The 25,800-nt window shown below is 67.9% G+C and carries 29 protein-coding genes; 25 read left to right on the top strand and 4 right to left on the bottom strand.

Annotated features, from left to right (window positions below; all coding sequences use genetic code 11):
- The first annotated feature begins 40 nt into the window (after window positions 1-40).
- Window positions 41-610 carry an oligoribonuclease gene (orn, locus tag C998_RS0107065; protein ID WP_018870160.1) on the top strand — a complete coding sequence of 190 codons (570 nt, stop codon included), beginning with the start codon at window positions 41-43 and terminating at the stop codon, window positions 608-610.
- On the opposite strand, the gene nadB is transcribed toward orn, so the two are convergent.
- Window positions 577-2,226 (bottom strand): L-aspartate oxidase, encoded by a 1,650-nt coding sequence (gene nadB / locus C998_RS0107060; RefSeq protein WP_026279514.1) that lies wholly within the window; start codon window positions 2,224-2,226, stop codon window positions 577-579. The genes orn and nadB overlap by 34 nt on opposite strands.
- Before the next feature lie 144 nt (window positions 2,227-2,370).
- On the opposite strand from nadB, the gene rpoE reads away from it, so the two are divergent.
- The 23 genes from rpoE (at window position 2,371) to C998_RS0106945 (ending at window position 20,008) form a co-directional block, all read left to right on the top strand.
- Window positions 2,371-2,949 carry an RNA polymerase sigma factor RpoE gene (gene rpoE / locus C998_RS0107055; RefSeq protein ID WP_018870158.1) on the top strand — a complete coding sequence of 193 codons (579 nt, stop codon included), beginning with the start codon at window positions 2,371-2,373 and terminating at the stop codon, window positions 2,947-2,949.
- Window positions 2,950-2,963: 14 nt separating this feature from the next.
- Window positions 2,964-3,569 carry a sigma-E factor negative regulatory protein gene (locus C998_RS0107050; protein ID WP_018870157.1) on the top strand — a complete coding sequence of 202 codons (606 nt, stop codon included), beginning with the start codon at window positions 2,964-2,966 and terminating at the stop codon, window positions 3,567-3,569.
- A gap of 3 nt (window positions 3,570-3,572) precedes the next feature.
- Window positions 3,573-4,568 (top strand): MucB/RseB C-terminal domain-containing protein, encoded by a 996-nt coding sequence (locus tag C998_RS0107045; protein ID WP_018870156.1) that lies wholly within the window; start codon window positions 3,573-3,575, stop codon window positions 4,566-4,568.
- Window positions 4,569-4,573: 5 nt separating this feature from the next.
- The gene (locus tag C998_RS0107040; protein ID WP_018870155.1) at window positions 4,574-5,053 is read left to right on the top strand and encodes a SoxR reducing system RseC family protein; all 480 of its coding nucleotides are present in this window, start codon (window positions 4,574-4,576) and stop codon (window positions 5,051-5,053) included.
- A gap of 82 nt (window positions 5,054-5,135) precedes the next feature.
- A complete protein-coding gene (locus tag C998_RS0107035; RefSeq protein ID WP_018870154.1) occupies window positions 5,136-6,557 on the top strand; it encodes a DegQ family serine endoprotease in 1,422 nt (473 codons plus the stop codon).
- Window positions 6,558-6,615: 58 nt separating this feature from the next.
- Complete coding sequence (locus C998_RS0107030) at window positions 6,616-6,855, top strand: glutaredoxin family protein (RefSeq protein WP_018870153.1); 240 nt, start codon at window positions 6,616-6,618, stop codon at window positions 6,853-6,855.
- The gene (gene lepA, locus C998_RS0107025; RefSeq protein ID WP_018870152.1) at window positions 6,852-8,654 is read left to right on the top strand and encodes a translation elongation factor 4; all 1,803 of its coding nucleotides are present in this window, start codon (window positions 6,852-6,854) and stop codon (window positions 8,652-8,654) included. Before C998_RS0107030 ends, lepA begins: the two co-directional genes overlap by 4 nt.
- Window positions 8,655-8,701: 47 nt before the next feature.
- Window positions 8,702-9,472: a signal peptidase I gene (lepB, locus tag C998_RS0107020; protein ID WP_018870151.1), complete on the top strand. Its 771-nt coding sequence runs from the start codon at window positions 8,702-8,704 to the stop codon at window positions 9,470-9,472.
- A 42-nt stretch (window positions 9,473-9,514) separates the two neighbouring features.
- The gene (locus tag C998_RS0107015; protein WP_018870150.1) at window positions 9,515-9,871 is read left to right on the top strand and encodes a DUF4845 domain-containing protein; all 357 of its coding nucleotides are present in this window, start codon (window positions 9,515-9,517) and stop codon (window positions 9,869-9,871) included.
- A 41-nt stretch (window positions 9,872-9,912) separates the two neighbouring features.
- Window positions 9,913-10,593: a ribonuclease III gene (rnc, locus tag C998_RS0107010; protein WP_018870149.1), complete on the top strand. Its 681-nt coding sequence runs from the start codon at window positions 9,913-9,915 to the stop codon at window positions 10,591-10,593.
- A complete protein-coding gene (gene era, locus C998_RS0107005) occupies window positions 10,590-11,510 on the top strand; it encodes a GTPase Era (RefSeq protein WP_018870148.1) in 921 nt (306 codons plus the stop codon). Before rnc ends, era begins: the two co-directional genes overlap by 4 nt.
- 16 nt (window positions 11,511-11,526) lie before the next feature.
- Window positions 11,527-12,186 (top strand): DNA repair protein RecO, encoded by a 660-nt coding sequence (locus C998_RS0107000; RefSeq protein ID WP_018870147.1) that lies wholly within the window; start codon window positions 11,527-11,529, stop codon window positions 12,184-12,186.
- 16 nt (window positions 12,187-12,202) lie between these two features.
- Window positions 12,203-12,979, top strand: a complete 777-nt coding sequence (locus tag C998_RS0106995; protein ID WP_018870146.1) for a pyridoxine 5'-phosphate synthase — start codon at window positions 12,203-12,205, stop codon at window positions 12,977-12,979.
- A gap of 19 nt (window positions 12,980-12,998) precedes the next feature.
- Window positions 12,999-13,376, top strand: a complete 378-nt coding sequence (gene acpS / locus C998_RS0106990) for a holo-ACP synthase (RefSeq protein WP_018870145.1) — start codon at window positions 12,999-13,001, stop codon at window positions 13,374-13,376.
- A gap of 47 nt (window positions 13,377-13,423) precedes the next feature.
- Window positions 13,424-13,831, top strand: coding sequence for a nucleotidyltransferase domain-containing protein (locus C998_RS0106985; RefSeq protein WP_018870144.1), 408 nt, complete (start codon window positions 13,424-13,426; stop codon window positions 13,829-13,831).
- A complete protein-coding gene (locus C998_RS0106980) occupies window positions 13,831-14,250 on the top strand; it encodes a DUF86 domain-containing protein (protein WP_018870143.1) in 420 nt (139 codons plus the stop codon). The genes C998_RS0106985 and C998_RS0106980 overlap by 1 nt, the downstream gene beginning before the upstream one ends.
- Before the next feature lie 368 nt (window positions 14,251-14,618).
- A complete protein-coding gene (gene sufB / locus C998_RS0106975) occupies window positions 14,619-16,067 on the top strand; it encodes a Fe-S cluster assembly protein SufB (RefSeq protein WP_018870142.1) in 1,449 nt (482 codons plus the stop codon).
- Between the two features lie 64 nt (window positions 16,068-16,131).
- Window positions 16,132-16,554: a SufE family protein gene (locus C998_RS0106970; protein ID WP_018870141.1), complete on the top strand. Its 423-nt coding sequence runs from the start codon at window positions 16,132-16,134 to the stop codon at window positions 16,552-16,554.
- A 50-nt stretch (window positions 16,555-16,604) separates the two neighbouring features.
- Window positions 16,605-17,354: a Fe-S cluster assembly ATPase SufC gene (gene sufC / locus C998_RS0106965; protein ID WP_018870140.1), complete on the top strand. Its 750-nt coding sequence runs from the start codon at window positions 16,605-16,607 to the stop codon at window positions 17,352-17,354.
- A complete protein-coding gene (sufD, locus tag C998_RS0106960) occupies window positions 17,351-18,691 on the top strand; it encodes a Fe-S cluster assembly protein SufD (RefSeq protein WP_018870139.1) in 1,341 nt (446 codons plus the stop codon). Before sufC ends, sufD begins: the two co-directional genes overlap by 4 nt.
- Before the next feature lie 28 nt (window positions 18,692-18,719).
- Window positions 18,720-19,265 (top strand): putative Fe-S cluster assembly protein SufT, encoded by a 546-nt coding sequence (gene sufT, locus C998_RS0106955; RefSeq protein WP_018870138.1) that lies wholly within the window; start codon window positions 18,720-18,722, stop codon window positions 19,263-19,265.
- Window positions 19,265-19,585 carry a non-heme iron oxygenase ferredoxin subunit gene (locus tag C998_RS0106950; protein ID WP_018870137.1) on the top strand — a complete coding sequence of 107 codons (321 nt, stop codon included), beginning with the start codon at window positions 19,265-19,267 and terminating at the stop codon, window positions 19,583-19,585. The genes sufT and C998_RS0106950 overlap by 1 nt, the downstream gene beginning before the upstream one ends.
- Window positions 19,586-19,612: 27 nt before the next feature.
- Complete coding sequence (locus C998_RS0106945; RefSeq protein WP_018870136.1) at window positions 19,613-20,008, top strand: iron-sulfur cluster assembly accessory protein; 396 nt, start codon at window positions 19,613-19,615, stop codon at window positions 20,006-20,008.
- A gap of 10 nt (window positions 20,009-20,018) precedes the next feature.
- Here C998_RS0106945 and C998_RS0106940 read toward each other — a convergent pair whose 3' ends face one another.
- Both C998_RS0106940 and gloA read right to left on the bottom strand, forming a co-directional pair.
- Window positions 20,019-23,255 carry an error-prone DNA polymerase gene (locus tag C998_RS0106940; RefSeq protein ID WP_018870135.1) on the bottom strand — a complete coding sequence of 1,079 codons (3,237 nt, stop codon included), beginning with the start codon at window positions 23,253-23,255 and terminating at the stop codon, window positions 20,019-20,021.
- 97 nt (window positions 23,256-23,352) lie between these two features.
- Window positions 23,353-23,853 carry a lactoylglutathione lyase gene (gene gloA, locus C998_RS0106935; RefSeq protein ID WP_018870134.1) on the bottom strand — a complete coding sequence of 167 codons (501 nt, stop codon included), beginning with the start codon at window positions 23,851-23,853 and terminating at the stop codon, window positions 23,353-23,355.
- A gap of 152 nt (window positions 23,854-24,005) precedes the next feature.
- Here gloA and C998_RS0106930 point away from each other — a divergent pair, with 152 nt between their 5' ends.
- Window positions 24,006-24,632 carry a hypothetical protein gene (locus tag C998_RS0106930; RefSeq protein ID WP_018870133.1) on the top strand — a complete coding sequence of 209 codons (627 nt, stop codon included), beginning with the start codon at window positions 24,006-24,008 and terminating at the stop codon, window positions 24,630-24,632.
- Between the two features lie 15 nt (window positions 24,633-24,647).
- Here the strand turns inward: C998_RS0106930 and aat are convergent, their stop codons facing one another.
- On the bottom strand, window positions 24,648-25,397 hold the full coding sequence (gene aat, locus C998_RS0106925) for a leucyl/phenylalanyl-tRNA--protein transferase (RefSeq protein ID WP_018870132.1): 750 nt from the start codon (window positions 25,395-25,397) through the stop codon (window positions 24,648-24,650).
- Window positions 25,398-25,800 lie beyond the last annotated feature (403 nt).

The raw sequence follows: 25,800 nt of genomic DNA, 5'->3' as shown, positions 1-25,800 counted from the left end.
GCCATCATAGGGCACGACCGGGTGCCGCAGAGGAGAGACAATGACGGCGAGTGCGGAAAATCTGATCTGGATCGACCTGGAAATGACCGGCCTGGAGCCGGAAACCGACCGGATCATCGAAGTGGCGACCATCGTAACCGACAAGCACCTCGAGATCCTGGCCGAGGGCCCGGTGGTCGCGGTGTTCCAGTCGCCGGCGGTGCTGGACGGGCTGGACGCCTGGAACCAGCGCACGCACGGCGAATCCGGCCTGCTGGATCGCGTGCGCCACAGCGACCACGACGAGGCCGCCGCGGAGCGCGAGACGCTGGCGTTTCTGGAGAAGTGGGTGCCGAAGGGGCAGTCGCCGATGTGCGGCAATTCCATCTGTCAGGATCGACGTTTCCTGGCGCGCAACATGCCGGAGCTGGAGGCCTGGTTCCACTACCGCAATCTCGACGTGTCCACGCTCAAGGAACTGGCGCGGCGCTGGGCGCCGGACGTGCTCCAGGGGCTGTCGAAGAACGCGTCGCATCAGGCCCTGCAGGACATCCGCGACTCGATCGACGAACTGCGGCACTATCGCGAAAAGTTCATTCAGCTCCCGCCGGCGGCGCGCCCCGCCAGCTGACCGGCGGGCGAGGGCGGCACCAGCACGGTGGGGGTGCCGTCCAGTTCCGGATCGCGTTCGGGGTAATCCAGCAGGTAATGCAGGCCGCGGCTCTCGCGCCGGGCCAGCGCGCTCTGCACGATGATCTCCGCCACCATGCCCAGGTTGCGCAGCTCGATCAGGTCGGGCGAGATCCGGTAGTGGCTGTAATATTCGTGGATTTCTTCCTGCAGGATGCGGATGCGCCGCTGCGCGCGCTGCAACCGGCGGCGGGTGCGCACGATCCCGACGTAGTCCCACATCAGCCGGCGCAGTTCGTCCCAGTCGTGCGCCACCACCACTTCCTCCTCCGACTCGGTCACCCGGGATTCGTCCCAGGCCGCCGGGACCGGCAGGGCCTCGGGGGCGGGCAGATCGGTCTGCGACAGGATGTGCTCGGCCGCGGCGCGGGCATAGACCAGGCATTCAAGCAGCGAGTTGCTGGCCATGCGGTTGGCCCCGTGCAGCCCGGTGCAGGATACCTCGCCGGCGGCGTAAAGCCCCGGCAGATCGGTCTGCCCGAAGGGGTTCACCACCACTCCGCCGCAGGTGTAGTGCGCGGCCGGCACCACCGGCAACGGCTCGCGCGTCATGTCGAAGCCGTATTCCAGGCAGCGTTCGTGAATGGTGGGGAAGTGTTCGCGGATGAAATCCGCCGGCTTGTGGCTGATGTCGAGATACACATGGTCGATCCCGAGGCGTTTCATCTCGTGGTCCACCGCGCGCGCCACGATGTCGCGCGGGGCCAGTTCGGCGCGCTCGTCGAAGCGCGGCATGAAGCGTTCCCCGTCCGGCAGCTTCAGTAGCCCGCCTTCGCCGCGCACTGCCTCCGAGATCAGGAACGACTTGGCCCGGGGGTGGTACAGGCAGGTCGGGTGGAACTGCATGAATTCCATGTTGGCGATGCGGCAGCCGGCGCGCCAGGCCATCGCAATCCCGTCGCCGGTGGCGCCGTCGGGATTGGAGCTGTAGAGATAGACCCGGCTGGCGCCCCCGGTAGCCATGATCACCGTGGGCGCCATGATCGTCTGTACCTCGCGGGTCGCGGTATCCTGGACATAGGCCCCGACCACACGGCGCACGCCGTCCACCCGCGAGGTGATCAGATCCACCGCCACATGGCGTTCGAGTACGTCGATGCTGGCGGTGTCGCCGGTGCTGCGCACCAGCGCGTCCTCGATCGCGCGGCCGGTGGCATCGGCGGCATGTGCCACGCGGCGGGCGCTGTGCCCGCCCTCGCGCGTCAGATGCAGCCGGCTGCGGCCCTCGAAGGATTCGCGCGTGAACGGCACCCCGAGGTTGAGCAGCCACTGGATCGCCTCGGGCCCGGCCGCGACGGTGCGGCGCACCGCGTCCGCATCGCACAGCCCGGCACCGGCGTCGATGGTGTCGTCGATGTGGGCGTCGAAGGAATCCTGGCGGTCGAGCACCGCCGAGATGCCGCCCTGGGCGTAGCGGGTCGAGCCCTCGTCCACCGGGCCCTTGCTGAGGACCACGACTCGGCGATGCGGGGCGAGATGCAGGGCCGCGCTCAGTCCGGCCGCACCGCTGCCGATTACCAGCACGTCGGCTTTGCGGGCTTGTTGTGCTGTATCCATGCGTCAGGTAACGTTTTGCGCTTGTTGCGCAATGGCCGGGAAGCCGGGAGCAATCCCCGGCGAGCGGGTTTCGAACTTCATGCAGGTCAGGCGGTCCATGAACCCTAGAATACTGGAGACGAGTCGCCGAACGGGAGTCCCCGGATGAGCGAGAAGGCTTCCGACGAGGCCCTGGTTCGGCGTGTCCAGAATGGCGAGAAAGAGGCCTTCGACATCCTGGTCCTGAAGTATCAGCACAAGATCGTGAATCTTGTCGGCCGCTATGTGCACGACCACGCCACGGCCCTGGATATCGCCCAGGAAGCCTTCATCAAGGCCTATCGCGGTCTCGCGAACTTTCGCGGCGAAAGTGCGTTCTACACCTGGCTGTACCGGATCGCCATCAACACCGCCAAGAATCATCTCGTCTCCCAGGGGCGGCGCCGGCCCGAATCCGAGGTCGATGCGCAGGATGCCGAACAAATGGGGGGCGATTCCGCTCTCAAGGACAATGCAACCCCCGAGGGGGAAGCGCTGTCGCAGGAGATAGAGGCGGCCGTCCAGCGCACGATCGACGAGCTGCCGGACGATCTGCGGACCGCGATCACTCTGCGCGAGATCGAAGGTCTGAGCTACGAGGAAATCGCGCAGACCATGGGATGTCCGATCGGCACGGTCCGGTCGCGCATCTTCCGGGCGCGCGAGGCCATCGACGAGACCTTGCGACCATTGTTGAACGACTGAATGAGCATGATCGTATGAGTGAACAAGTCAGCAAGACGGAGCGTCTCTCGGCCTTGGTGGACGACGAGACCGAGGCGTTCGAGACGCGTCGCCTGGTGGACGAGCTGCTGCAGTCGGAAGAAGATCGCAAGCAATGGGAACGCTATCACCTGATCGGGGACTCGCTGCGCGGCGGGATGCGCATGACCGCGCCTCCGGATCTGCTTGAGGGGGTGCGCGAACAACTGGCCGAGGAAGAGCCGCTGCATGTCGAACCGGAGCACTCCGGGGTCGATCGGGCCACCCGTTCGCGCTGGTTCCGGCCTGTGGCCGGTACCGGAGTGGCGGCGGCCGTTGCGGTGGTGACCCTGGTGGGCATGCAGATGATGGGCACCGGTCAGCCCGGCGGCGACGCAACGCCCGGCATGGCCGCGGGCGAGTCCGCTCCGGCCGAAGTGCAGACGGCACGCACGCCCGCGGGTAGCGAGGAGGCGGCCAGCGGCGCCGGCATGCCCGACGCGGACGAGCCGGGCGAGGAGCTGGACCCGCGCTTCGTGCGTTATTTCGAGAACCACGCCGACCTGACCGGTCCCGGCTCCGCTGCCTTCGGGCGGGTACGTTATTCGGTTGGCGAAGAGTAAACCATGATGCGCGGAGGTCTGCCCTGGGTGCTGGCGGCTTCCGTCGCCCTGCTCCCGCTGCCGGTGATCGCCAGTGATCCCGGCCCCGCCGAGTGGCTGGAACGCATGTCCGCGAGCGTGCACTCGGAAAGTTACCGCGGGACATTCGTCCTGCAGCGCAAGGATCGCCTCGATACGGTGCGCGTGATCCACGCCATCGAGGACGGAGGTTATCGCGAACGGCTGCATACCCTCAGCGGCCGCGAGCGCGAGGTCGTGCGCTCGGTGGATCGCCTCAGTGCCCAGTCCGGGACCGGGGCCGCCTCCGGCGGGCAGGCCGCCGAAGCCGGATCGGCCCCGCGCTGGCCGGTGAGTTCCCCGGTTCACCTGCTGGCGGAACACGACGGCTATTCCCTCAAGGATCAGGGTCGCAGCCGCGTGGCCGGACATGCCTGCCGCATGCTGCTGGCCCGCGCCAGTGACCTGCTGCGCTACAGCCACCGCTACTGCCTGCACGAAGACACCGGCCTGCCGCTGCTCAGCGAGCTCTATTCCGGGAGCGGCCAGCTGCTCGAACGCCTGGCGTTTACCGATCTCGAACTGCTGGACCGCGTGCCGGACGCCGCCCTCGAGCCGGTCAGTGAAGACGCCGACCGCATCGAGGTGCGTGCCGAGCGCGGACACCTGCGCCCGGACCCCGACGGCCGGGACTGGGGCTTCAGTGAACTGCCGTCGGGTTTCCGCCTCGTGGTGGCGCGCGAACGCAGCAGCGATGATCCGGAACAGCCCGGCCGCTATTTCGTGGTCAGCGATGGCCTGGCCTCGGTCTCGGTGTACGTCGAGCCCGTGGAAGGCGAGCGCCGGTTCGAGGGCGCGACCCGCGCCGGTGCCACGCACGCGGTGGCCCGGGTCGAGGGCGATTATCAGATCACCGCCGTCGGCGACGTGCCCCGCGAGACCGTGGAGCGCCTCGCCGCGGCCATGCATCCGCCGCAGCCCGACGGGGACCGGCGTGAGTGACTGGCATGAGTGACTGGATCGAGGAACAGGGTGAAGTTCTCGACGTGGACGGGCACACCGCCCGCGTGCGCATCCAGCGCCGGTCCACCTGTGGCAGCTGCTCCGCGCGCAGCGGTTGCGGCAGCGGGGTCCTGTCGGACGTCCTCGGGCGCAAGCCCATCGAAGTCCGGGTCGGCCATTCCGGCGACCTGCAGGCCGGCGATACCGTCACCCTCGGCGTACGCGACACCGCGCTGGTCGCGGGTGCGCTGATGATGTACCTGCTGCCGCTGGCCGGCCTGATCGGCGTGCCCGCGCTGGGCATGGCCCTGTTCCCCGGTGCCGGCGAGGGCGTGCTGCTGCTGGCGGGCCTCGGTGGCCTCGGGGCGGGGTTGCTGGGGGTGCGTCGCTGGATGCGCCAGCGCGATGCCGCGTTCCGTCCGGTGGTGCTCGCGCGCCAGCCGGGCAGCGGCATCGTGCGGCCGGTCGCCACCCGCGCCGGCTGAACCTGTCGCGGCCCGCGGGGAACTTGCGCGCCTTCGCGACGTCCAGAGGCATGTCCGTTCAAGCTTCCCGGAGAGGGATTCAATGATGCTGAAACCGATGCAATGGGCGCTGGTCGCCCTGGTCTTTCTGGCCCTGTCACTGCCCGCTTCGGCGCGGCATCTGCCCGATTTCGTGCCGCTGGCGGAAGAACACAGCCCGGCGGTGGTGAACATCTCGGCCACCCGCACCAGCGAGGTGCCCGAACACGGCGGCATGCGTCAGTTCGAAGGGACTCCGTTCGAGGACCTGTTCGAGCGTTTCTTCGGCGAGCCCCCGGGTTCCGGTGGCGACCCGCGCCAGCGCGAGCGTGATTCGCTCGGCTCCGGCTTCATCTACAGCGAAGACGGCTACATCGTGACCGCCAACCACGTGGTCGAGGGTGCCTCGGAGATCGTGGTCCACCTGTCCGACCGGCGCGTGTTCAATGCCGAGGTCGTCGGTACCGACCCGCAGAGCGACGTGGCCCTGCTGAAGATCGACGCCGAGGACCTGCCCACGCTGGAGCTGGGTTCCTCCGAGGAGCTCCGGGTCGGGGAATGGGTCCTGGCGATCGGCTCGCCGTTCGGCTTTGACCACTCGGTCACCGCCGGGATCGTGAGCGCCAAGGGGCGCAGCCTGCCGAGCGAGAACTACGTACCCTTCATCCAGACCGACGTGGCCATCAACCCGGGCAACTCCGGTGGTCCGCTGATGAATCTCGACGGCAAGGTGATCGGGATCAATGCCCAGATCTACAGCCGTACCGGCGGGTTCATGGGCCTGTCGTTTGCGGTCCCCATCGAAGTGGTGGGCGACGTGGTGACCCAGCTGCGTGAACACGGCGAAGTGACCCGCGGATGGCTGGGTGTGCTGATCCAGGAGGTTACCCGGGATCTGGCCGAGTCGTTCGACATGGACAAGCCCTCCGGTGCCCTGGTCGCCCGAGTGCAGGCGGACAGTCCCGCGGAGAAGGCGGGGTTCGAGGCCGGTGACGTGATCCTGCGCTTCAATGGCCTGGACGTGCCGAATTCCAGCGCGCTGCCGCCGATTGTCGGCCGCACGCCGGTGGGCAGCGAGGTCGAGGTGGACATCCGTCGCGGCTCCGAGGACAAGACCCTCGAGGTCACCATCGAGGCGCTGCCCGAGGACGTCGCCGAACGCCGGTCGGCCCCGGCCCAGCCGGAGGAGGCCCGGCCCGAGCCGCAGAGCCTGCTGGGCATGCGCCTCGAGCCGCTGGACGCCGAAACGCGCGAGGAGCTCGGCGTCGACAACGGCCTGGTGGTGCTGGAGGTCGAGGACAACCCCGCGCGCAGCGCCGGCGTGCGGCCGGGCGACGTGATCGTGCAGTTCGCGCGGCAGCCGGTGGGTTCGCTGGAAGAACTGGAAGAACGCATCGAGCAGGCCGGCCCCGGCACGACCGTCCCGGTGCTGATCCAGCGTGGTGGCAACCCCACCTTCATCGCCCTGCGCATTCCGCAGGACTGACGGGGCCGCCGGCCGGCCCCGGGTGTCGGGGCCGGGTTTCGGGGCCGGTGCATCGCACATGACGCAACTGACGGTGTACCATCGCGAAGGCTGCGGGCTCTGCGAGCATATGCTCGCAGAGCTTTTTGCTTTGCAAAGCCGTTATACTTTTACGCTCGACGTCGTCGACATCGACGAGGACCCGGACCTGCGGGAACGCTACAACACCAAGGTGCCGGTTCTTGCCGTCGACGGCGACATTCTCTGCTGCCACTTTCTTGACCGAGAGGCACTGCTGGACCTGCTGGGGCCCGCATGAGTGATACCCGTCTGACCCGTAACTTTTCCATCATCGCCCACATCGACCACGGCAAGTCGACCCTTGCGGACCGCCTGATCCAGGGCTGCCGCGGGCTGACCGAGCGCGAGATGTCGGAGCAGGTGCTGGACTCCATGGATCTCGAACGCGAGCGCGGGATCACCATCAAGGCGCAGAGCGTGTCGCTGTACTACGACGCCAACGACGGCCAGCGCTACCAGCTGAACTTCATCGATACCCCGGGCCACGTGGATTTCTCCTACGAGGTCTCGCGCTCGCTGTACGCCTGCGAGGGTGCGCTGCTGGTGGTGGATGCCTCCCAGGGCGTGGAGGCGCAGAGCGTGGCCAACTGCTACACCGCCATCGACCAGGGGCTGGAAGTCGTGCCGGTGCTCAACAAGATCGACCTGCCCGCGGCCGAACCCGACCGCGTGGCCGACGAGATCGAGGACGTGATCGGGATCGAGGCCACCGATGCCCTGCGGGTGTCGGCCAAGACCGGCGAGGGCATCAGCGAGCTGCTGGAGGAGCTGGTGCGGCGCATCCCCCCGCCGCAGGGCGATTCGGAAGCTCCGCTGAAGGCCCTGATCATCGACTCGTGGTACGACAACTACCTGGGCGTGGTGGCCCTGGTGCGGGTCAAGGCCGGGCGCCTGCATGCCGGCCAGAAGATCAAGGCGATGGCGGTGGAACGCCCGCACGAGGTCAATCGTGTGGGGGTGTTCACGCCCAAGCCGGTGGATCGCGAGTATCTGGACGTCGGCGAGGTGGGCTACATGATCGCCACCATCAAGGACATCTCCGGGGCCAAGGTCGGTGACACGATCACCGACTTCAACAACCCGGCGGACGAGCCGATCCCCGGGTTCCAGGAAATCCAGCCGCGGGTATTCGCCGGTCTGTTCCCGGTCTCCGCGGACGACTTCAACGACCTGCGCGACGCGCTCGACAAGCTGCGCCTGAACGATGCCGCGCTGTCATTCGAGCCGGAGACCTCGGCGGCCCTGGGCTTCGGCTTTCGCTGCGGCTTCCTCGGCATGCTGCACATGGAGATCGTGCAGGAACGCCTGGAGCGTGAATACGGCCTGGACCTGATCAATACCGCGCCCACCGTGGTCTACGAGGTGGAAAAGAACGACGGCAGCGTGGTGCCCGTGCACAACCCTTCGGAGCTGCCGCCGAACAACGAGGTCGCCGAGATCCGCGAGCCGGTCATCGAGGCGAATATCCTCGTGCCGCAGGAGTACGTCGGCGCAGTCATGACCCTGTGCGTCGAAAAGCGCGGGGTGCAGACCCGCATGGCCTATCACGGGCGTCAGGTGCAGCTGTCCTACGAACTGCCGATGGCCGAGGTCATGCTGGACTTCTTCGACCGGCTCAAGTCCGCGACCCGCGGCTATGCCTCGTTCGACTACCACCCGCTGCGTTTCCAGGCAGCCCCGCTGGTGCGGGTCGACATCCTGATCAACGGCGACCGGGTGGATGCGCTTTCGGCGATCGTGCATCGCGACCAAGCCGAATCGCGTGGACGCGAGATCACCGAGCGCATGGCGAAGATCATCCCGCGGCAGATGTACGAGGTGGCCATCCAGGCGGCGATCGGCTCCAAGATCATCGCGCGTTCGACGGTCAAGGCGATGCGCAAGAACGTGCTCGCCAAGTGCTACGGCGGGGACGTGAGCCGCAAACGCAAGCTGCTGGAGAAACAGAAGGAAGGCAAGAAGCGGATGAAGTCCATCGGCAAGGTGGACGTTCCGCAGGAGGCCTTTCTCGCGGTACTCTCGGTGGACGAGAAATGACGGGAACCACCGGGCCGTCGGGCCGGTAGCGGGGGCAGGGAAACAGCATGGCGAATCTGGAACTGATCCTGGTCGTGGCGACCGCGGTAACCGGCCTGATCTGGCTGGTATGGGCGGTGCTGCGCCGACGGCTGAGCCCCGAGCGCCGGGCGAAGATGCCCTGGTATGTGGACTACTCGCGCTCGTTCTTCCCGATCCTGCTGATCGTGCTGGTCCTGCGCTCGTTCGTTGCCGAACCGTTCCGCATCCCCTCGGGCTCCATGATGCCGACCCTGCTGGTGGGCGATTTCATCATGGTGAACAAGTTTTCCTATGCCGTACGCCTGCCGGTCACGCGCACCAGGATCCTCGACACCGGGGCCCCGGAACGCGGCGAGGTCGCGGTATTCAAGTATCCGCGCAATCCGGCCGAGGACTACATCAAGCGCGTCGTGGGGCTTCCCGGTGACGAGATCGAGTTCCGCGACCGCGTGCTGTACGTCAACGGCGAGCCGCAGCCGGCCGAAGAGGTCGGTACCTTCGACGGCGAGGGCTCCGGTGCGGTGATGTCCGGTGCCACGCTGTTCGAGGAGACCATGGGCGACCGGACGTACAACACCCTGATGCGCGAGGACCGCCCGGCCGCGGAAGGGCGGGTGGTCGTGCCGGACGGGCATTACTTCATGGTCGGGGACAATCGCGACAACTCCAACGACAGCCGGTCGTGGGGCTTCGTGTCCGAGGAGCTGCTGGTGGGGCGTGCGCTCTTCATCTGGCTGCACTGGGATTACAATGGTAGTCATATGGACTTTTCCCGCATCGGGCAGGCCATACGCTGATACATGACAGGGACGGGGGTAACCATGCAATCGAAGACCAGAATGAAGGGCGCCGGGGCCACCACCATCATGGCCATGATCTTCCTGGCCCTGATCGTGCTCACCTTCGTGATCCAGATGGGTACGCAGTACACCCAGTATCTGACGGTGCGCTCGATCATGCAGGACGTGGCGGAGCAGCCGGGCGCGGCGGACAAGAGCGAAGACGAACTGTGGAGCGAGGTCCGCCGGCGCTTTCAGCTGAACACGGTGCCGGACGAGATCGAGGAAGAGCACTTCTCGGTCGGCGAAGGTGACGAGGGTCCGGCGATGAACATCGACTACGAGATCCGGCGCGGCTTTCTGGGCAACATCGACATCGTTGCACAGTTCTCCTATTCCGCGACCCTGGCGGACTGACGAGATGAGATCGGGACGCGAACGGAAGGATCCAGACGTGCATGGCTGAACGGGATTTTCGAACCTTGCTGCCCGAGGCGGTGCGGGACGGTGAAGGCATGCGCCAGGCGCTGACCCATCGCAGTGCCGGCGGGCGCAACAACGAGCGCCTGGAATTCCTCGGTGACGCGGTACTCGGCCTGGTGGTTGCCGATGCCCTGTACGAGCGGCTGCCGGACTCGCCCGAGGGAGACCTGACCCGGCTGCGGGCCGCGCTGGTGAATCGCGAATCGCTGGCGGCCCTGGCGCGCGAGACCGGTCTGGAAGGCATGCTCAATCTGGGCCAGGGCGAGCGCAAGAGCGGCGGCCAGCGGCGCGACTCCATCCTTGCCGATGCGGTCGAGGCCCTGATCGGGCTCACCTATCGCGAGGCGGGCTTCGACGCCGCGCGCGATTTCACGCTCGCGCTCTATGCCGAGCGTCTGGAAAACCTCCCCGCCGCCGAGACCCTGAAGGACCCGAAGACCCGGCTGCAGGAAAAACTGCAGGGCCGCAACGCGGAGCTCCCGGTCTACGAGGTGCTGGAGGTCTCCGGACCCGACCATCAGCGCCATTTCACCGTGGCCGTGCATCTGCCCACCCAGGGCTGGGGACAGCACGGACGCGGCTCCAGCCGCCGCCGGGCCGAACAGGCCGCGGCCGAAGCGGCCCTCCACCGGCTCCAGCAGACCCAGGAACAATGAATACACCCGAGAACGAGGCACGTGACGGCACGCGTTGCGGGCTGGTCGCGCTGATCGGCCGTCCGAACGTCGGCAAGACCACCCTGATGAACCGCCTGGTGGGCGAAAAGCTGGCGGCCACCACGCGCCGGCCGCACACCACGCGCAACCGCATCCTCGGCATCGTCACCGAGGGTGACGACCAGATCGTGCTGATGGACACCCCCGGGATCGATCAGCAGCGCACCAAACTGGTGAACCAGGTGCTCAACCGCACCGCCAGCCAGGCCCTGTCGGATGCCGACCTGATCTGCTTCCTGACCGAGGCGGGCCGCTTCGGCGAGGCGGACGAACGCATCGAGGAGGCGGTACGTCAGTCCGGGCGGCCGGCCCTGCTGGTGATCAACAAGGTCGACCGGCAGAAGAACAAGGAAGAGCTGCTGCCGTTCATCGAACAGCGCATGGCCGCGTTTCCGTATGCCGGGGTGGTACCCATCGGCGCACGGCGGGGCACCAACCTGCCGGGGCTGATCGAGGAGATCCGCAACCACCTGCCGGAGGGCCCGTTCCTGTACGACCCGGACCAGCTCTCCGACCGCCCGGAGCGTTTTCGCGCCGAGGAGATGATCCGCGAGGCGATGCTGGAACAGCTGGGCGAGGAGGTGCCCTACTCGGTCGCCGTGCGCGTCGAGAACTGGGAAGATGCCCCGCGCACCGCTCATATCGACGCGGTGATCCTGGTCGAGCGCGACAGCCAGAAGGGCATCGTCATCGGCAAGGGCGGGCGCCGGCTCAAGCAGATCGGCCAGGCCTCGCGCCACCAGCTCGAATCGCTGCTGGAGCGCAAGGTGATGCTCAACCTCACCGTGCGCGTCGAGGCGGACTGGTCGCGCAGCCCGCGGGCGCTGCGCGAACTCGGGATCGAGGAACCGCGGTAGCCGCCGGAATCCGTACATGAGCAGCGCCGCCAGCGAGGTCACCCCGGGCGTGGTCCTGCATGCGCGTCCGCTGCGCGAGAACAGCCGCGTGGTGGAGCTGGTCACCGAGCGGGCGGGGCGCGTTGCCGCGGTGGCCCGCGGGCGTGCGGGCAGCGTGCGCCCGTTCGTGCTGCTGGATCTCGCGTGGCGCGGGCGCGGCGAACTGCCCAGCCTGAATGTGGCCGAGGAACGCCGGGTGTACCCGCTGACCGGGCGCCGGCTGGTCTGCGGCCTGTATCTGAACGAGCTGGTGCTGCGCCTGTTCCCGCGCGACGCCCCGCTGGAGGACACCCTGCAGACCCTGACCGGGGCCTACACCGATCTCGCGCAGGACCGTCCGGCGGATCGCATCCTGCGCCGGGCCGAGTGGCAGCTGCTGGGGGGGCTGGATTCCGGTCTCGCGTTCATCGACCCGGACGATCTCGAGCCCGAGGCGTGGTATCGCTACGAACCGGAACATGGCCTGCACGACGTGCCTGCCCGCACCGCCGGCGCCGTGCCCGGCGCCGCACTGCAGGCACTGGCCAGCGGCCGGGACGTCCCGGATAATCTCGCCCGGGCCAGCCGCGATTTCATGCGCGCGCTGATCGACGCCCATCTCGACGGCCGGCCGCTGCAAACCCGCGGTCTGCTCTGAACAGGAAACCGATACCATGACCGACGCCGCATCCGTTCCCGCGCTCAAGCTGGGGGTCAACCTCGACCACATCGCGACCATCCGCCAGGCGCGGCACACGCCGTACCCGGACCTGATGCAGGCGGTGCGCCTGGCCGAGGCCAGCGGGGCCGACTCCATTACCCTGCACCTGCGCGAGGACCGCCGGCACATCCAGGACGACGACGTGTTCGGCATCAAGCCGCGCCTGACCGTGCCCATGAACCTGGAGATGGCCGCCACCGACGGGATGCAGACGATCGCGCTGGACCTGCGGCCGGAATACTGCTGCATCGTCCCCGAGCGCCGCGAGGAACTGACCACCGAGGGCGGACTGGATGCCATCGGCCAGCGCGAGCGCCTGACCGCTTTTGTTGGCCCCCTGCGCGAGGCGGGCATCGCGGTGTCGCTGTTCGTCGAGCCCGACGTGCGGCAGCTGGAGGCCGCGGCGGCCATTGGCGCCCCGGTGGTGGAACTGCACACCGGGGCCTATGCCAACGCCACCGATGCCGGCGAACGCGAGCGGCTGCTGACGCAGATCAACGAGGCCGCCGAGGCCGGGCGGCAGATGGGGCTGGTGATCAACGCCGGCCACGGCCTGGACTACGACAACGTGCGCGCGATCGCCGCCAACCCGGTGTTCAACGAACTCAACATCGGCCACTCGATCGTGGCCCGCGCGCTGTTCACCGGGCTGCCGGAGGCGGTCAGCCACATGCGCGGCCTGATGGACGCCGCGCGCGAGGGCGCCCCGGTCGGCCAGTACCCGGTGTGACCCGGGCGAGGGCCTCGGCGTGATCCTCGGGATCGGTACCGACCTGGTGCAGGTGGCGCGCATGCAGGCGCTGTGGACGCGCCACGGCGAACGTTTCGCCGACCGCATCCTGCATCCGGTGGAACGCGCCGATCTCCCCGCGCAGGACCCGGCCGGCTTCCTCGCGCGGCGCTTCGCCGCCAAGGAGGCCCTGTCCAAGGCGCTGGGCTGCGGCGTCGGCGCCGGCATGGCCCTGGTCGACGCCGGCGTCACCCACGATGCCCGCGGCCGCCCGGAATTCGTGCTGGAAGGCCGCGCCCGCGCCACCGCCGAACGCCTCGGCGCCGGCCCCGTCCACCTCAGCATCTCCGACGAACGCGACTACGCCCAGGCCTTCGTCATCATCGAACGCGCCTGAGGCTGCCCGGCGTTGCACGCTCCTGCGTGGAGCCGGATACTCGAGGCATGATTCTCGAGATGAGCGACAGTCCGCTGGCGACACTCCTGCGCACCCGGCTTGCGGAGCAGGACGCGGTGATGGCGGCCTATCTGTTTGGCAGCCATGCGCGAGGAGAGGCCTGTCCCGACAGCGACATCGACCTCGCGGTCCTCACGCCGGAGCCGATGTCCCGCTCGCTGCTCGATCCACTGGCGCGCCTGGAAATGGATCTGTCGGACACGCTGGGCCGGCGGGTCGATCTGGTCGACCTGCATTCCGCTCCCCCGGATCTCGTGCACCGGATCCTGCGCGACGGTCATCTGCTGCTGGACCGCGCCCCGGACCGCCGCGCCGCGTTCGAGGTGGCGGCGCGCAACGCCTATTTCGACGTCCTCCCCTATCTGCAGGAATACCGCCGCGGAGCACGGGCTTGATGGATCGGGCGCTGGTCGAGAAGAAGCTGGCGTTCATCCGCACGTGTGTACGCGAGCTGGAGGAGCTGGCGGACCCGACGCGCCTGGACACCGACGTGCGCGAACGGCGGTTCGTGGAACATACCCTGCAGCTGGCGATCCAGGCGGCCCTGGATGTGGCGTCCCACTGGGTTTCGGCGCGCAGGCTCGGAGAGCCCGAAAGCAACCGCGATCTGTTTCTGCGGTTACAGGGCGAAGGGATGGTCTCCGCCAAACTGGCCGAAACTCTGGCGGCGATGGCGGGGTTTCGCAATATTCTGGTCCATGGTTACCAGAACGTGGATCCCGCCCGGGTTCGGGAGATCCTGGAGCATCACCTGCCGGACCTCCAAGAGTTCGTCGACGCGGTGTTCGCCGCCCTGGAAGAACCCCCGCGCTAGCCGAAGTCGCGGGAGCGGGTGACCTGCCCGGTCGGATCATCGGCGCTCGCCCGGCATGCGTCCGACCCGCATGCCGCGGTGCGCCGTCAGGTCGGTGACGCAGCCTCTCTGCCCCCAGGTACTTCTTCCTCCGCCCCACAAGCACATACCTTCCCCCGGGGCTTGTATCAATGCTCGGTATAATCCTTATTGAATTACTCAGGAATTCTCTTATCGTCGGAACCGAAGACAGAGGGCGGAGGCGACCCCCTGATTCAGGCGACGACGGGATGTAACGCCAATCTCGGTCGGCGTCTCGGGAGCGCGGGCTGCAACCGGATCCTGCTCTGCCCTCGCGTGAGTTCAACCGCACAACCGAGGCAAGGCTTATGTCGACCCAGCCGAAGGACATCGAGCAACTCGTCAAGGGCGAGTACAAGTGGGGCTTCTCCACCGATATCGAGCAGGACATCCTGCCCCCGGGATTGAACGAAGACGTCATTCGGGCGATCTCGCGCAAGAAGCAGGAACCCGAGTTCATGCTCGAATGGCGGCTTGCGGCCTACCGCGACTGGCTCCAGATGCGCGAACCGACCTGGGCGCATGTGCATTATCCGAAGATCGATTTCCAGGCGATTTCCTATTTCGCGGCGCCGAAGTCGAAGGACGATGCACCGCAGAGCCTGGACGAGGTCGACCCCAAGCTGCTGGAAACCTACGAGAAGCTCGGCATCCCGCTGGACGAACGGGCGCGCCTGGCCGGCGTCGCGGTGGATGCGGTGTTCGACAGCGTGTCGGTGACCACCACGTTCAAGGAAAAACTGGCGGATGCCGGCGTGATCTTCTGTTCCTTCTCCGAGGCGCTGCAGGAATACCCGGAGCTGGTCGAGCGCTACCTCGGATCCGTCGTGCCCCGCAATGACAACTATTTCGCCGCCCTGAACTCGGCGGTGTTCTCCGACGGCTCGTTCGTGTACGTGCCGAAGGGCGTGCGCTGCCCGATGGAGCTGTCGACCTACTTCCGCATCAATGCGATGGACACGGGCCAGTTCGAGCGCACCCTCATCATCGCCGAGGAGGGTTCGCACGTGAGCTACCTCGAGGGCTGCACGGCGCCCCAGCGTGACGAGAACCAGCTGCACGCCGCAGTGGTCGAGCTGGTCGCCGAGGCGGATGCGGAGATCAAGTACTCCACCGTGCAGAACTGGTTCCCGGGCGACGAAGAAGGCAAGGGCGGCATCTACAACTTCGTCACCAAGCGCGGCGAGTGCCGCGGTGACAACAGCAAGATCGCCTGGACCCAGGTCGAGGCGGGGTCCGCCATCACCTGGAAGTATCCGAGCTGCGTGCTCAAGGGCGACAACTCGGTCGGCGAGTTCTACTCGGTGGCCGTGGGCAACAATTTCCAGCAGATCGACAGCGGCACGAAGATGATCCACGTGGGGCGCAATACCCGCAGCACGATCATTTCCAAGGGCATTTCCGCCGGCCGCGCCAACAACGCCTACCGCGGCCTGGTCCGCATGACCCCCGGGGCCGAGAACGCCCGCAACTACACCCAGTGCGACTCCTTGCTGCTCGGGGAGACCTGCGGCGCGCACACCTATCCGTACATCGAGGCGAAAAACCCGAGCTCGAACATCGAACACGAGGCGACGACCTCCACGGTCAGCGACGATCAGATCTTCTACCTCAAGCAGCGCGGTCTGTCCGAGGAGGATGCCGTCAACATGATCGTGAACGGTTTCTGCAAGGAGGTCTTCGGCGAGCTGCCCATGGAATTCGCCACCGAGGCCGAGGCCCTGCTGAGCGTTTCGCTGGAAGGGGCGGTCGGCTAGCCGCTGTCCCGGCAGCTGGTTTGCACAAGGGTCCGACACAAGCGTCCGACAAGAGGGGTCCGATATGAACAAGCAAGAACTGTTAAGCGCATTCGAGATGATGCCGGACTGGGATGACCGCTTCCGCATGATCGAGGATCTGGGACGCCAGATGCCGACCCTGGCGGAGGAGGCGCTCACGGAGGAGAACCGCGTCAAGGACTGCAACACGCAGGCGTGGCTGATCGCCCATCTGGACGACCAGGAGCCCCCGCGGCTGGTGCTGGAGGCGGACGCGGAGACGTCCATGGTGCGGGGCCTGATGGCCCTGATGCTGCTGCCGTTCCGGGACAAGACGCCGGAGGAAGTCCTGAACACCGACCCGTATGAACTGCTGGGCGAGGTCGGCATGGACGAAGCCCTCAGCCCGACCCGGCGCGCCGGCATGGAGGCGCTCATGCTCCGGGTCAAGGAGCTGGCCCTCGAGCATGCCCGGACGAATGCCTAGGGCGCGCCACAACCGACATTGAATTTCCAGGTACCCGGAGGACAACGCACATGCTGAAGATCAACGACCTGCATGCATCGATTGACGACAAGGAGATCCTCAGGGGGATCGACCTCGAGGTAAAACCGGGCGAGGTCCACGCCATCATGGGACCCAACGGCTCCGGCAAGAGCACCCTGTGCCAGGTGCTGGGCGGCCGCGACGGTTATGAAGCCACGTCGGGGTCGGTCACCTATCAGGATCAGGACCTGCTGGCGATGGAACCCGAGATCCGCGCCCGCGAAGGGATGCTGCTGGGCTTTCAGTACCCGGTGGAGATCCCCGGCGTCAAGAACATCTATCTGCTCAAGGAAGCCTACAACGCCCAGCGCAAGCACCGCGGCGAACCCGAGGCGGACACCTTCCAGTTCCTGACCCTGGTGCGGGAAAAGATGCAGATGATGCAGATGGACGAGAGCTTCCTGCATCGCGCGATCAATTCCGGATTCTCCGGGGGCGAGAAGAAACGCAACGAGATCCTCCAGATGCTGGTGCTGGAGCCGCACCTGGCCCTGCTGGACGAGACCGACTCCGGGCTGGACATCGACGCCCTGAAGATCGTGGCGGAAGGGGTGAACCACCTGCGTTCGGCGGACCGGGCGATCGTGCTGGTGACCCATTACCAGCGCCTGCTGAGCCACATCGAGCCGGACTACGTCCATGTGCTGTCCGGCGGCCGGATCATCAAGTCCGGTGACAAGACGCTGGCCCAGGAGCTCGAGCGCGAAGGCTACCAGGGGATCATCAAGGAGGCCGCATGAGCGCGAACGCACTGGATACCCATTACATCGGGCAGCTCGAGCAGCTGCAGGGAACGTTGAGTGCGGATCTGCCGCCGTGGCTCGCGCAGCAACGGCGGGCGGCGGCCGAGCGGTTCGCGGAGTCCGGCTTCCCCGACCCGCGTGCCGAGGAATGGAAATACACCAACGTTCGCCCGATCGCCAACAAGCCGTTCTCGGTTGCCAGCGAATGCGGGCTGCTTGACGCCGCGACACTCGAGGAGCATGTCTTCGGCGAGCTCGAGCCCTGGCGCCTGGTGTTCGAGAACGGGTTCCTGCGCGACGACCTGTCGCGACTCGACGGACTGGCTCGAGGGGTCCGCATCGACGGCCTGAATACGGCGATCCGGGAGGGGGCGACCATCCCGGAACAGTGTCTGGACGGGCTTGCCCACGACCAGTACTCGTCGTTTGCGACGCTGAATACCGCGTTCCTGACCGACGGGGCCGTGATCCACCTGGAGCCCGGTGTGGTGCTGGAGCGCCCGATCCACCTGGTGTTCTACGGAACCCCGTCCAGTGAGAATGTCTGGTGCCACCCCCGGGTTCTCGTTGTGGGCGAGTCCGGTTGTGAGGCCACCATCATCGAGCACTACGTGGACGGGGAAGGGGCGCGCAGTTTCACCAACACGGTTACCGAGATCGAGGCCCATGCCGGGGCTCACCTGCACCACTATCTGGTGCAGGAGCATGCGGATACCGCCTATCACGTCGGCAATGTCTTCGTCCGCCAGCGGCGCGACAGTGTGGTGACCTCGCACAACGTGAATCTGGGCGGGCGCCTGGTGCGGCACGACCTGAACGTGGACCTGGTGGAGCCCGGCGCCGAGACCCATCTCAACGGCCTGTTCCTGGTCGGTGACCGGCAGCATGTGGATACCCACACGCGGGTCCACCACTCGGTCCCGCATACCACCAGCCGCGAGCAGTACCGGGGTATCGCGCAGGGCCGGGGCCGCGGGGTATTCAAGGGGCGTGTCCTGATCCGTGAAGGGGCCCAGAAGACCGCCGCGGAGCAGCACAGCGCCAATCTCCTGCTGTCGCCCAAGGCGGAGATCGACGCCAAGCCGGAGCTGGAGATCTACGCGGACGACGTGAAGGCGGCGCACGGCGCCACCGTCGGCCAGCTGGATGCCGATGCGCTGTATTACCTCGCCAGTCGTGGCATCGGGCCGGAGATCGCCCGGGGCATGCTGGTCTACGCCTTTGCCGAAGAAGTGCTGGAGCCGATGAAACTGGATCCGGTCCGGGCGGTGGTGGAGAACCGGCTCGCGCAGCGTCTCCCGGAGGCCGTGCCCGCCACTCTTGCACAAGCGTGATGACACCCGAACATTCGGAGGAATGACGATGGCGTCTCAGGAAATCGTGAAACTGGAGCGGGACACGCTGGCGGTTGCGGTGCCATCGGGCCAGAAGGTGATGATCGGAGAAGGCAGCCAGGTGGCCCTGATGCAGGCGCTCGGCGGCTCCTTCACCGTCACCGCGCAGGGGCGGATGTTCCGCATCAGTGGTGAAGACGCGGATGCACTGGGCAAAACGCCGCCACCGCCGCCGCAACTGCCCGAAAATGCCTCGGACGAAGATGTCGAGCAGCTGGTGTGGGAGCAGATGAGGACCTGCTACGACCCGGAGATCCCCATCAACATCGTGGAACTGGGGCTGATCTACTCCTGCACGGTGGAGAAAGAGGAAGACGGCTCGCGCTCCGTGTGGGTCGAGATGACGCTGACCGCACCCGGCTGCGGGATGGGGGACACGCTGGCCAACGATGTATGGCAGCGGATCATGGAGGTTCCCACCGTCGAGCAGGCGGGGGTCGAGATGGTGTTCGATCCACCGTGGGATGCCTCGCGGATGAGCGAGGCCGCGCGTCTCGAAACGGGGATGTTCTGATGGAAGACTGGGCCGATGTAGCCGCCGTGGACGACATCCCCCCGGGCGAGCGCCGGGTGGTGGAGGTCGACGACGTCCCGATCGCGGTCTTCAACCTGGAGGGGACCTTCTACGCCATCGAGGACCTGTGTTCGCACGAGGAATATCCGATCGCCGAGGGTGAGTTGCGTGATGACCGACTGGTTTGTCCGCACCACGGTGCCGAGTTCTGTCTGCGCGACGGCAGTGCACTCACCGCCCCGGCGGTGGAGCCACTTACCTGTTTCCCGGTGCGCGTCCGCGACGGGCGCGTCGAGGTCCGTGACGACCGCTGGGATTGACCCGTTTCACGCCAGAGAGGTGTAGCCATGAATTCGAACATCGCCGACGCGACTGCCGAGACCGCCCGCATTCCGGAGAGCGACCGGATTCGCGCGACCGACGATGCAGTCCGGCACATCCTCGCGCAGATGGAGAGTGACCCCGAGGCCGTCGGATTTCGCGTTGAAGTGAAACGCACCGGGTGCTCCGGGTGGATGTATTCGGTGGACCTGGTCCGCGAGCCGCGACCCGATGATCTGGTGTTCCGCGTGGATGAACGCCTCGACGTCCATGTCGATCCGAAGAGCTTCGAATTCATCCGCGGAACGGAGATCGATTTCCAGGCGGAGGGGCTGACCCGGCAAATCGTCTTCCACAACCCGAACGTCACCGCCGAATGCGGCTGTGGCGAGAGCTTCTCCGTGGATACCGCCGCTTCCTAGGAGCTGGTCCTTAGCCGAAGTCGCGGGAGCGGGTGACCAGGTCGCCGAGCCAGGTGCTGCGGTCGGTCAGGCGTCGGGCGACCAGGTGGCCGACGCCGTCGGCCCACTGCCATTCGCCGTCGATCTCCAGCAGCTGGCCGTGCAGGACCTCGGCGCGGAAGCGTTCCACGCGGTCGGGCCAGACGATCACGTTCAGCGTGCCGTGTTCGTCCTCCAGGGTCAGGAATACCGTGCCGTTGGCCGAGCCCGGGCGCTGGCGGGTGATCACCAGACCCGCGTAGCGCGCCGGGCCGGGGCGCCGGCGCGCGGAAAGCGTCGCGGAGTCCGGCAGGCGCCGGCGTTCGAGCTGCGGGCGCAGCAGGGCCAGCGGGTGCGGCCCCAGCGTGAGGCCGGTGGTGGCGTAGTCCTGGACCAGGTCGTCCACCGCGTCGGGCACCGGCAGCAGGGGCGTGCGGGCGTCGTCCCCGGCCTGCCCCGGCTCGCGTGGCTCGCGTGGCTCGCGTGGCTCGTGCGGGGCGTCGGCGGGCTCGGCGTGTTGCGGCAGGCCCTCGAACAGCGGCAGCGGGGCCTCCACCGCATCGGCGGCCCAGCGCGCCTGGTGGCGGTTGCCGGCCAGCGCCTCCAGGGCCCCGGCGCGCGCCAGCCGGCCGGCCTCGGCCCGGCTCAGCCGGGCGCGTGCGACCAGCTCGGGCACGTCGCTGAACGGGCCCTCGGCGCGGGCCGCGTGGATGCGTCCGGCGACCTCCCGGCGCAGGCCCTGGACACGGTTGAAGCCCAGGCGCAGGGCCAGCGGGGCATCCGGCACGTCCGGCGCGTCCGGCGTATCCGGTGAGTCGCCGGCGGCCTCCAGGCTGCATTCCGGCTGGCTGTGGTTCACGTCCACCGGGCGCACCTCCACGCCGTGACGACGGGCATCGGCCACGATCTGCGCCGGGCCGTAGAAGCCCATCGGCTGGCTGTTGAGCAGGGCGCAGGCGAAGATCGCCGGCTCGAAGCACTTCAGCCAGGCCGAGACCCAGGTGATCAGCGCGAAGCTGGCGGAGTGCGATTCGGGGAAGCCGTATTCGCCGAAGCCGAGGATCTGGCGATACAGCCGCTCGGCGAACTCGGCGGAATAGCCGCGCTCGCGCATCCCCTCCAGCAGCCGCTCGCGCCAGCGCCCGAGATCCCCGCGGCGGCGCCAGGCGCCGATGGAGCGGCGCAGCCCGTCGGCCTCGCCGGCGGAGAACCCGGCCGCCACCATCGCCAGCTCGATCACCTGTTCCTGAAAGATGGGCACGCCCAGGGTGCGCCCCAGCACCCGTTCGATCTCCGCGTTGGGGAAGCGCACCCGCTCGGGGTGTGCCCGGCGCTTGAGATAGGGATGCACCATCTCGCCCTGGATCGGGCCGGGACGCACGATGGCGATCTCGATCACCAGGTCGTAGAAGTTCTTCGGCTTCAGCCGCGGCAGCATGCTCATCTGTGCGCGCGACTCGATCTGGAACACCCCCAGGCTGTCGGCCTTCTGCAGCATCGCGTAGACCGCCGGGTCCTCGGCCGGGATGTCGGCCAGGCCCCAGTCGCGGCCGCGGTGCCGGTGCATCAGCTCCAGCGCGCGGCGCACGCAGGAGAGCATCCCCAGCGACAGCACGTCGATCTTCAGCAGGCCGGCGGCGTCGAGGTCGTCCTTGTCCCACTGGATCACGCTGCGTTCGGGCATCGCCGCGTTCTCGATTGGCACCAGCTCGTCGAGCCGCCCGGCGGCGATCACGAAGCCCCCGGTGTGCTGCGACAGGTGACGCGGGAACCCGACCAGCTCGGCGGTCAGGGCCTGCCACTGACGGGCCAGGGCGCCGTCGGGTTCCAGGCCGACCTCGCGCAGGCGTTCGGCCGGGATGCCCTCGTCCCACCAGGCGAGGTTGGCCGTCAGCGCGTCCAGTCGCGCGCGCGAGAGCCCCAGCGCCCGGCCCACGTCGCGCAGGGCGCTGCGGCGGCGATAGCGGATCACGGTACAGGCCAGTGCCGCGCGGTTGCGGCCGTAGCGCCGGTAGATGTACTGGATCACCTCCTCGCGGCGCTCGTGCTCGAAGTCGACGTCGATATCCGGTGGCTCGCCGCGCTCGGCGGAGATGAAGCGCTCGAACAGCATGCTGGAGCGCGACGGATCCACCGCGGTGATGCCCAGCGCGTAGCACACCGCCGAGTTGGCCGCCGAACCCCGGCCCTGGCACAGGATCCCGCGGCTGCGGGCGAAGCGCACGATGTCGTACACGGTGAGGAAGTAGGGTTCGTAGCCCAGCTCGGCGATGATGCCCAGCTCGCGCTCGATCTGCGCCTGCACCGCCTCCGGGATACCGTCGGGCCAGCGCTTGCGGGCCCCGCGCAGGCTCTCCTCGCGCAGGTACTCGGTGGCGGTGCGCCCGGGCGGCAGCGGGTCGGTGGGGTAGTGGTATTCGAGTTCGTCCAGGGAGAAGCGGCAGTCGTCGGCGATGGCGACCGCGTGGTGCAGCCAGGCGGCCGGATACAGCGTGGCCAGGTCCGCGCGCGGGCGCAGGCCGCGTTCGCCGTTGGGAAACAGCCGGTCGGCCGCCTGCGCCACGGTACAGCGGTGGCGCAGCGCGGTCAGCACGTCCTGCAGCGCGCGCCGCCCGCGGGCATGCATGTGTACGTCGCCGCAGGCCGTCACCGGCAGGTCGTGTTCCTGCGCGAGATGCCGTGCCCGGGCGATCTGCGCCGGATCCCCGGGCGTCCGCAGCAGCGCCACCGCCAGATGTCCCTGCCCGGGCGCGGCCCATGCCCGCAGCCAGGCCGCTGCGTCGTCGGGATCGGCCGTGTCGGATTCCGGCCACAGATGCAGCAGCACGTGCCAGCCGGCGCGCTCCGCTTCCGGGACTGCCTCCAGATCCGCCCGGGTCAGGTGGTGCTCGCCCTTGTCCGCGGCCCCGCGCGCGGTGGTGATCAGGCGGCACAGGGCGGCATAGCCCGTGCGGTCGCGCACCAGCACGGTCAGTTCGGGGCCGTCGGCCAGCTGCAGGCGGGCGCCCGCGATCAGGTGCACGCCGGTGCGCTGCGCCGCCTCGTGCGCGCGCACCAGGCCCGCCAGCGAGGCGATGTCGGTCAGCGCCAGCGCGCGATAGCCCAGCGCCGCCGCGCGCTCCACCAGCTCCTCGGGGTGCGAGGCCCCGCGCAGGAACGAGAAGTTGCTCAGCGCCGTCAGCTCGGCAAAGGCCGGGGCGGTGTCGGCTTCGGGTGCGCGTTCGTCCATATACTGTATATTTGTACAGTATCACGGGCGAAGCAAGCCGCTCCCCGGAATCCGGGGGACGGCGAGGGCTGTCAGGGGGCTTCGGGGTGGCGGGGGATCAGCGCCCCAGGCCGGTGAGGCGCGCGGGCTCCAGGATCTCGATCCAGTAGCCGTCGAGGTCCTTCACGAAGGCGATATCCTTCAGCCCGCCCTCGTCGGGGCGCTTCACGAACTCCACATCGTTCTGGTCGAACCAGCGCACCGCGGCGTCCAGGTCGGGCACCGAGAAGCAGATGTGGCCGAAGCCCTGCGGTTCGGCATTGCCGTCGTGGTAGTGGAAGTCCGGATCCTTCTCGGTGCCGTAGTTGTAGGTCAGCTCGAGGATGCCGCGCTGGCTGAACATCCAGCGGGTGCGTTCGCCCTCGTCCTGCGGCGGCGCCGGCTCACCTTCGTCCTGGCGGGCGAGGAAATACAGCGTGAACTCGAACTCCGGGAAGTCCAGGGTCTTCACCAGCTCCATGCCGAACACGCGCCGGTAGAAATCCAGCGACGCGTCCGGGTCCTTCACGCGCAGCATGGTGTGGTTGAAGCGGAAGCCTGCGGTCGGGTTGTCGCTCATGTGCGGATCCTTTGTTCGGCCGAATGGGATGGGTCGGGAGAATGGAACACGCCCCCGGCGTCTCCCGCAACTGCCCGGCCGGTGCGTGCTGTCCTATACTGCGCGGATCGCAAGGGAAGAATACGGAGATCGGGGTGAACTCACGACTGGCAATGCGGGCCCTGGTCCTGCTGGCCCTGGTGCTGACGGCCAGCGGCTGCGCGATGCTCTCGCCCTCGCCGCCGCAGGATCAGAGCAACATCTGCGAGATCTTCCGCGAGGAACCGCGCTGGTACGACTACGCCCTGGACTCCCAGGAGCAATGGGGCACTCCCATTGCCACGCAGATGGCGATCATCCAGCAGGAGTCCTCGTTCCGCAGCCACGTGCGCCCGCCGCGCGAGCGCCTGCTGGGGATCATCCCGTGGCGCCGGCCGTCCTCGGCCTATGGCTATGCCCAGGCCCAGGACCCCGTCTGGGGCGAATACCGCGAGGACGCCGGCAGCCGCTTCGCCCGGCGCACGCACATGAAGCACGCGACCGACTTCATCGGCTGGTACAACGAGCGCACCCGGCGCATGACCGGGGTTTCCCTGCATAACCCGGAGCACCTGTATCTCGCCTACCACGAGGGGCAGGGCGGCTATAACCGCGGCAGCTATCGCGGCAAGCCCGGGGTGCAGCGCGCCGCGCGTCAGGTGCGTGACCGCGCCAGTCGCTATGCGAGCCAGCTGGAGAGCTGCGAGTCCGAGTTCCGCTGCCGACGGTTCTGGCAGGTGGGGCCGTTTTGTCGCCAGTGACGGTCTGCCCGGGGTCTACCACTCCGGGTCCAGCGGATGCAGGTCCGGGTCGAGCGTCCAGGGGCCCGGCGGCGGCACGGTCCGGTCGGCGACCAGGGGGCGGATCCGGCGCAGGAACGTGTCGCGCGGGAGTTCGATCGCGCCCAGGTTCACCAGGTGTTCGGTGGCCATCTGGGTGTCGATCAGCGGCCAGTCCCGGGCCACCATGTGGCGGCACAGCCAGGCGAGGGCAATCTTCGAGGCGTCGCGCTCGAGGCTGAACATGGACTCGCCGCAGAACAGCCGGCCCGCGGCCACCCCGTAGAGCCCGCCGATCAGCCGCGGGCCGTCCCACACCTCCACCGAATGCGCATGGCCCACGCGATGCAGCGCGGTATAGGCCTCCTGCATGCTCTGGGTGATCCAGGTGCCGGCGGAGCGGGCGCGCGGGCCGGCACAGCCGGCGATCACGCGCTCGAAGGCGCGGTCGAAGGTGACGGTGTAGCCGGCGTTGCGCAGGGTCTTGCGCAGCGAGCGGCGGATGCGGAAGGCGCGTGGTTCCAGCACCGCCCGCGGGTCGGGGCTCCACCACAGGATCGGCTGGCCGGCCTCGAACCAGGGGAAGATCCCGCTGCGGTAGGCGTTGACCAGGCGCGGCACCGAGAGATCGCCGCCGGCGGCGAGCAGGCCGTTGGGCTCGTCCAGCGCGGTCTCCGCCGGCGGGAACGGCGCCTCCGGGTGATCCGGGTCCAGCCAGGGGAGGGTGATGGGGCTGCGGGGGCTCATGCGGCGCCTGGTTGGTCGGTGCCGGATCGGTCGGTGCCGGATCGGCCAGAGGGCTGGCCTCCTACGGCGGTGGGAGGCCGGCCCTCCGGCCGATTGTGCGTTCGGGCAATCTCCTGCGCCGGATCGGCCAGGGGCTGGCCTCCTACGACGGGTCGAACCCTGCCCCCGGTAGGAGGCCGGCCCTCCGGCCGATTGTGCGTCCGGGCGGTCTCCTGCATCGGATCGGCCAGGGGCTGGCCTCCTACGACGGGTCGAACCCTGCCCCCGGTAGGAGGCCGGCCCTCCGGCCGATTGTGCGTTCGGGCAATCTCTTGCGCCGGATCGGCCAGGGGCTGGCCTCCTACGGCGGGGCGAACCCTGCCGCCGGTAGGAGGCCGGCCCTCCGGCCGATTGTGCGTTCGGG

Source organism: Thioalkalivibrio sp. ALgr3 (assembly GCF_000377325.1).
Taxonomy (GTDB): Bacteria; Pseudomonadota; Gammaproteobacteria; order Ectothiorhodospirales; family Ectothiorhodospiraceae; genus Thioalkalivibrio.
This window is presented reverse-complemented; position numbering and strand designations above follow the sequence as displayed.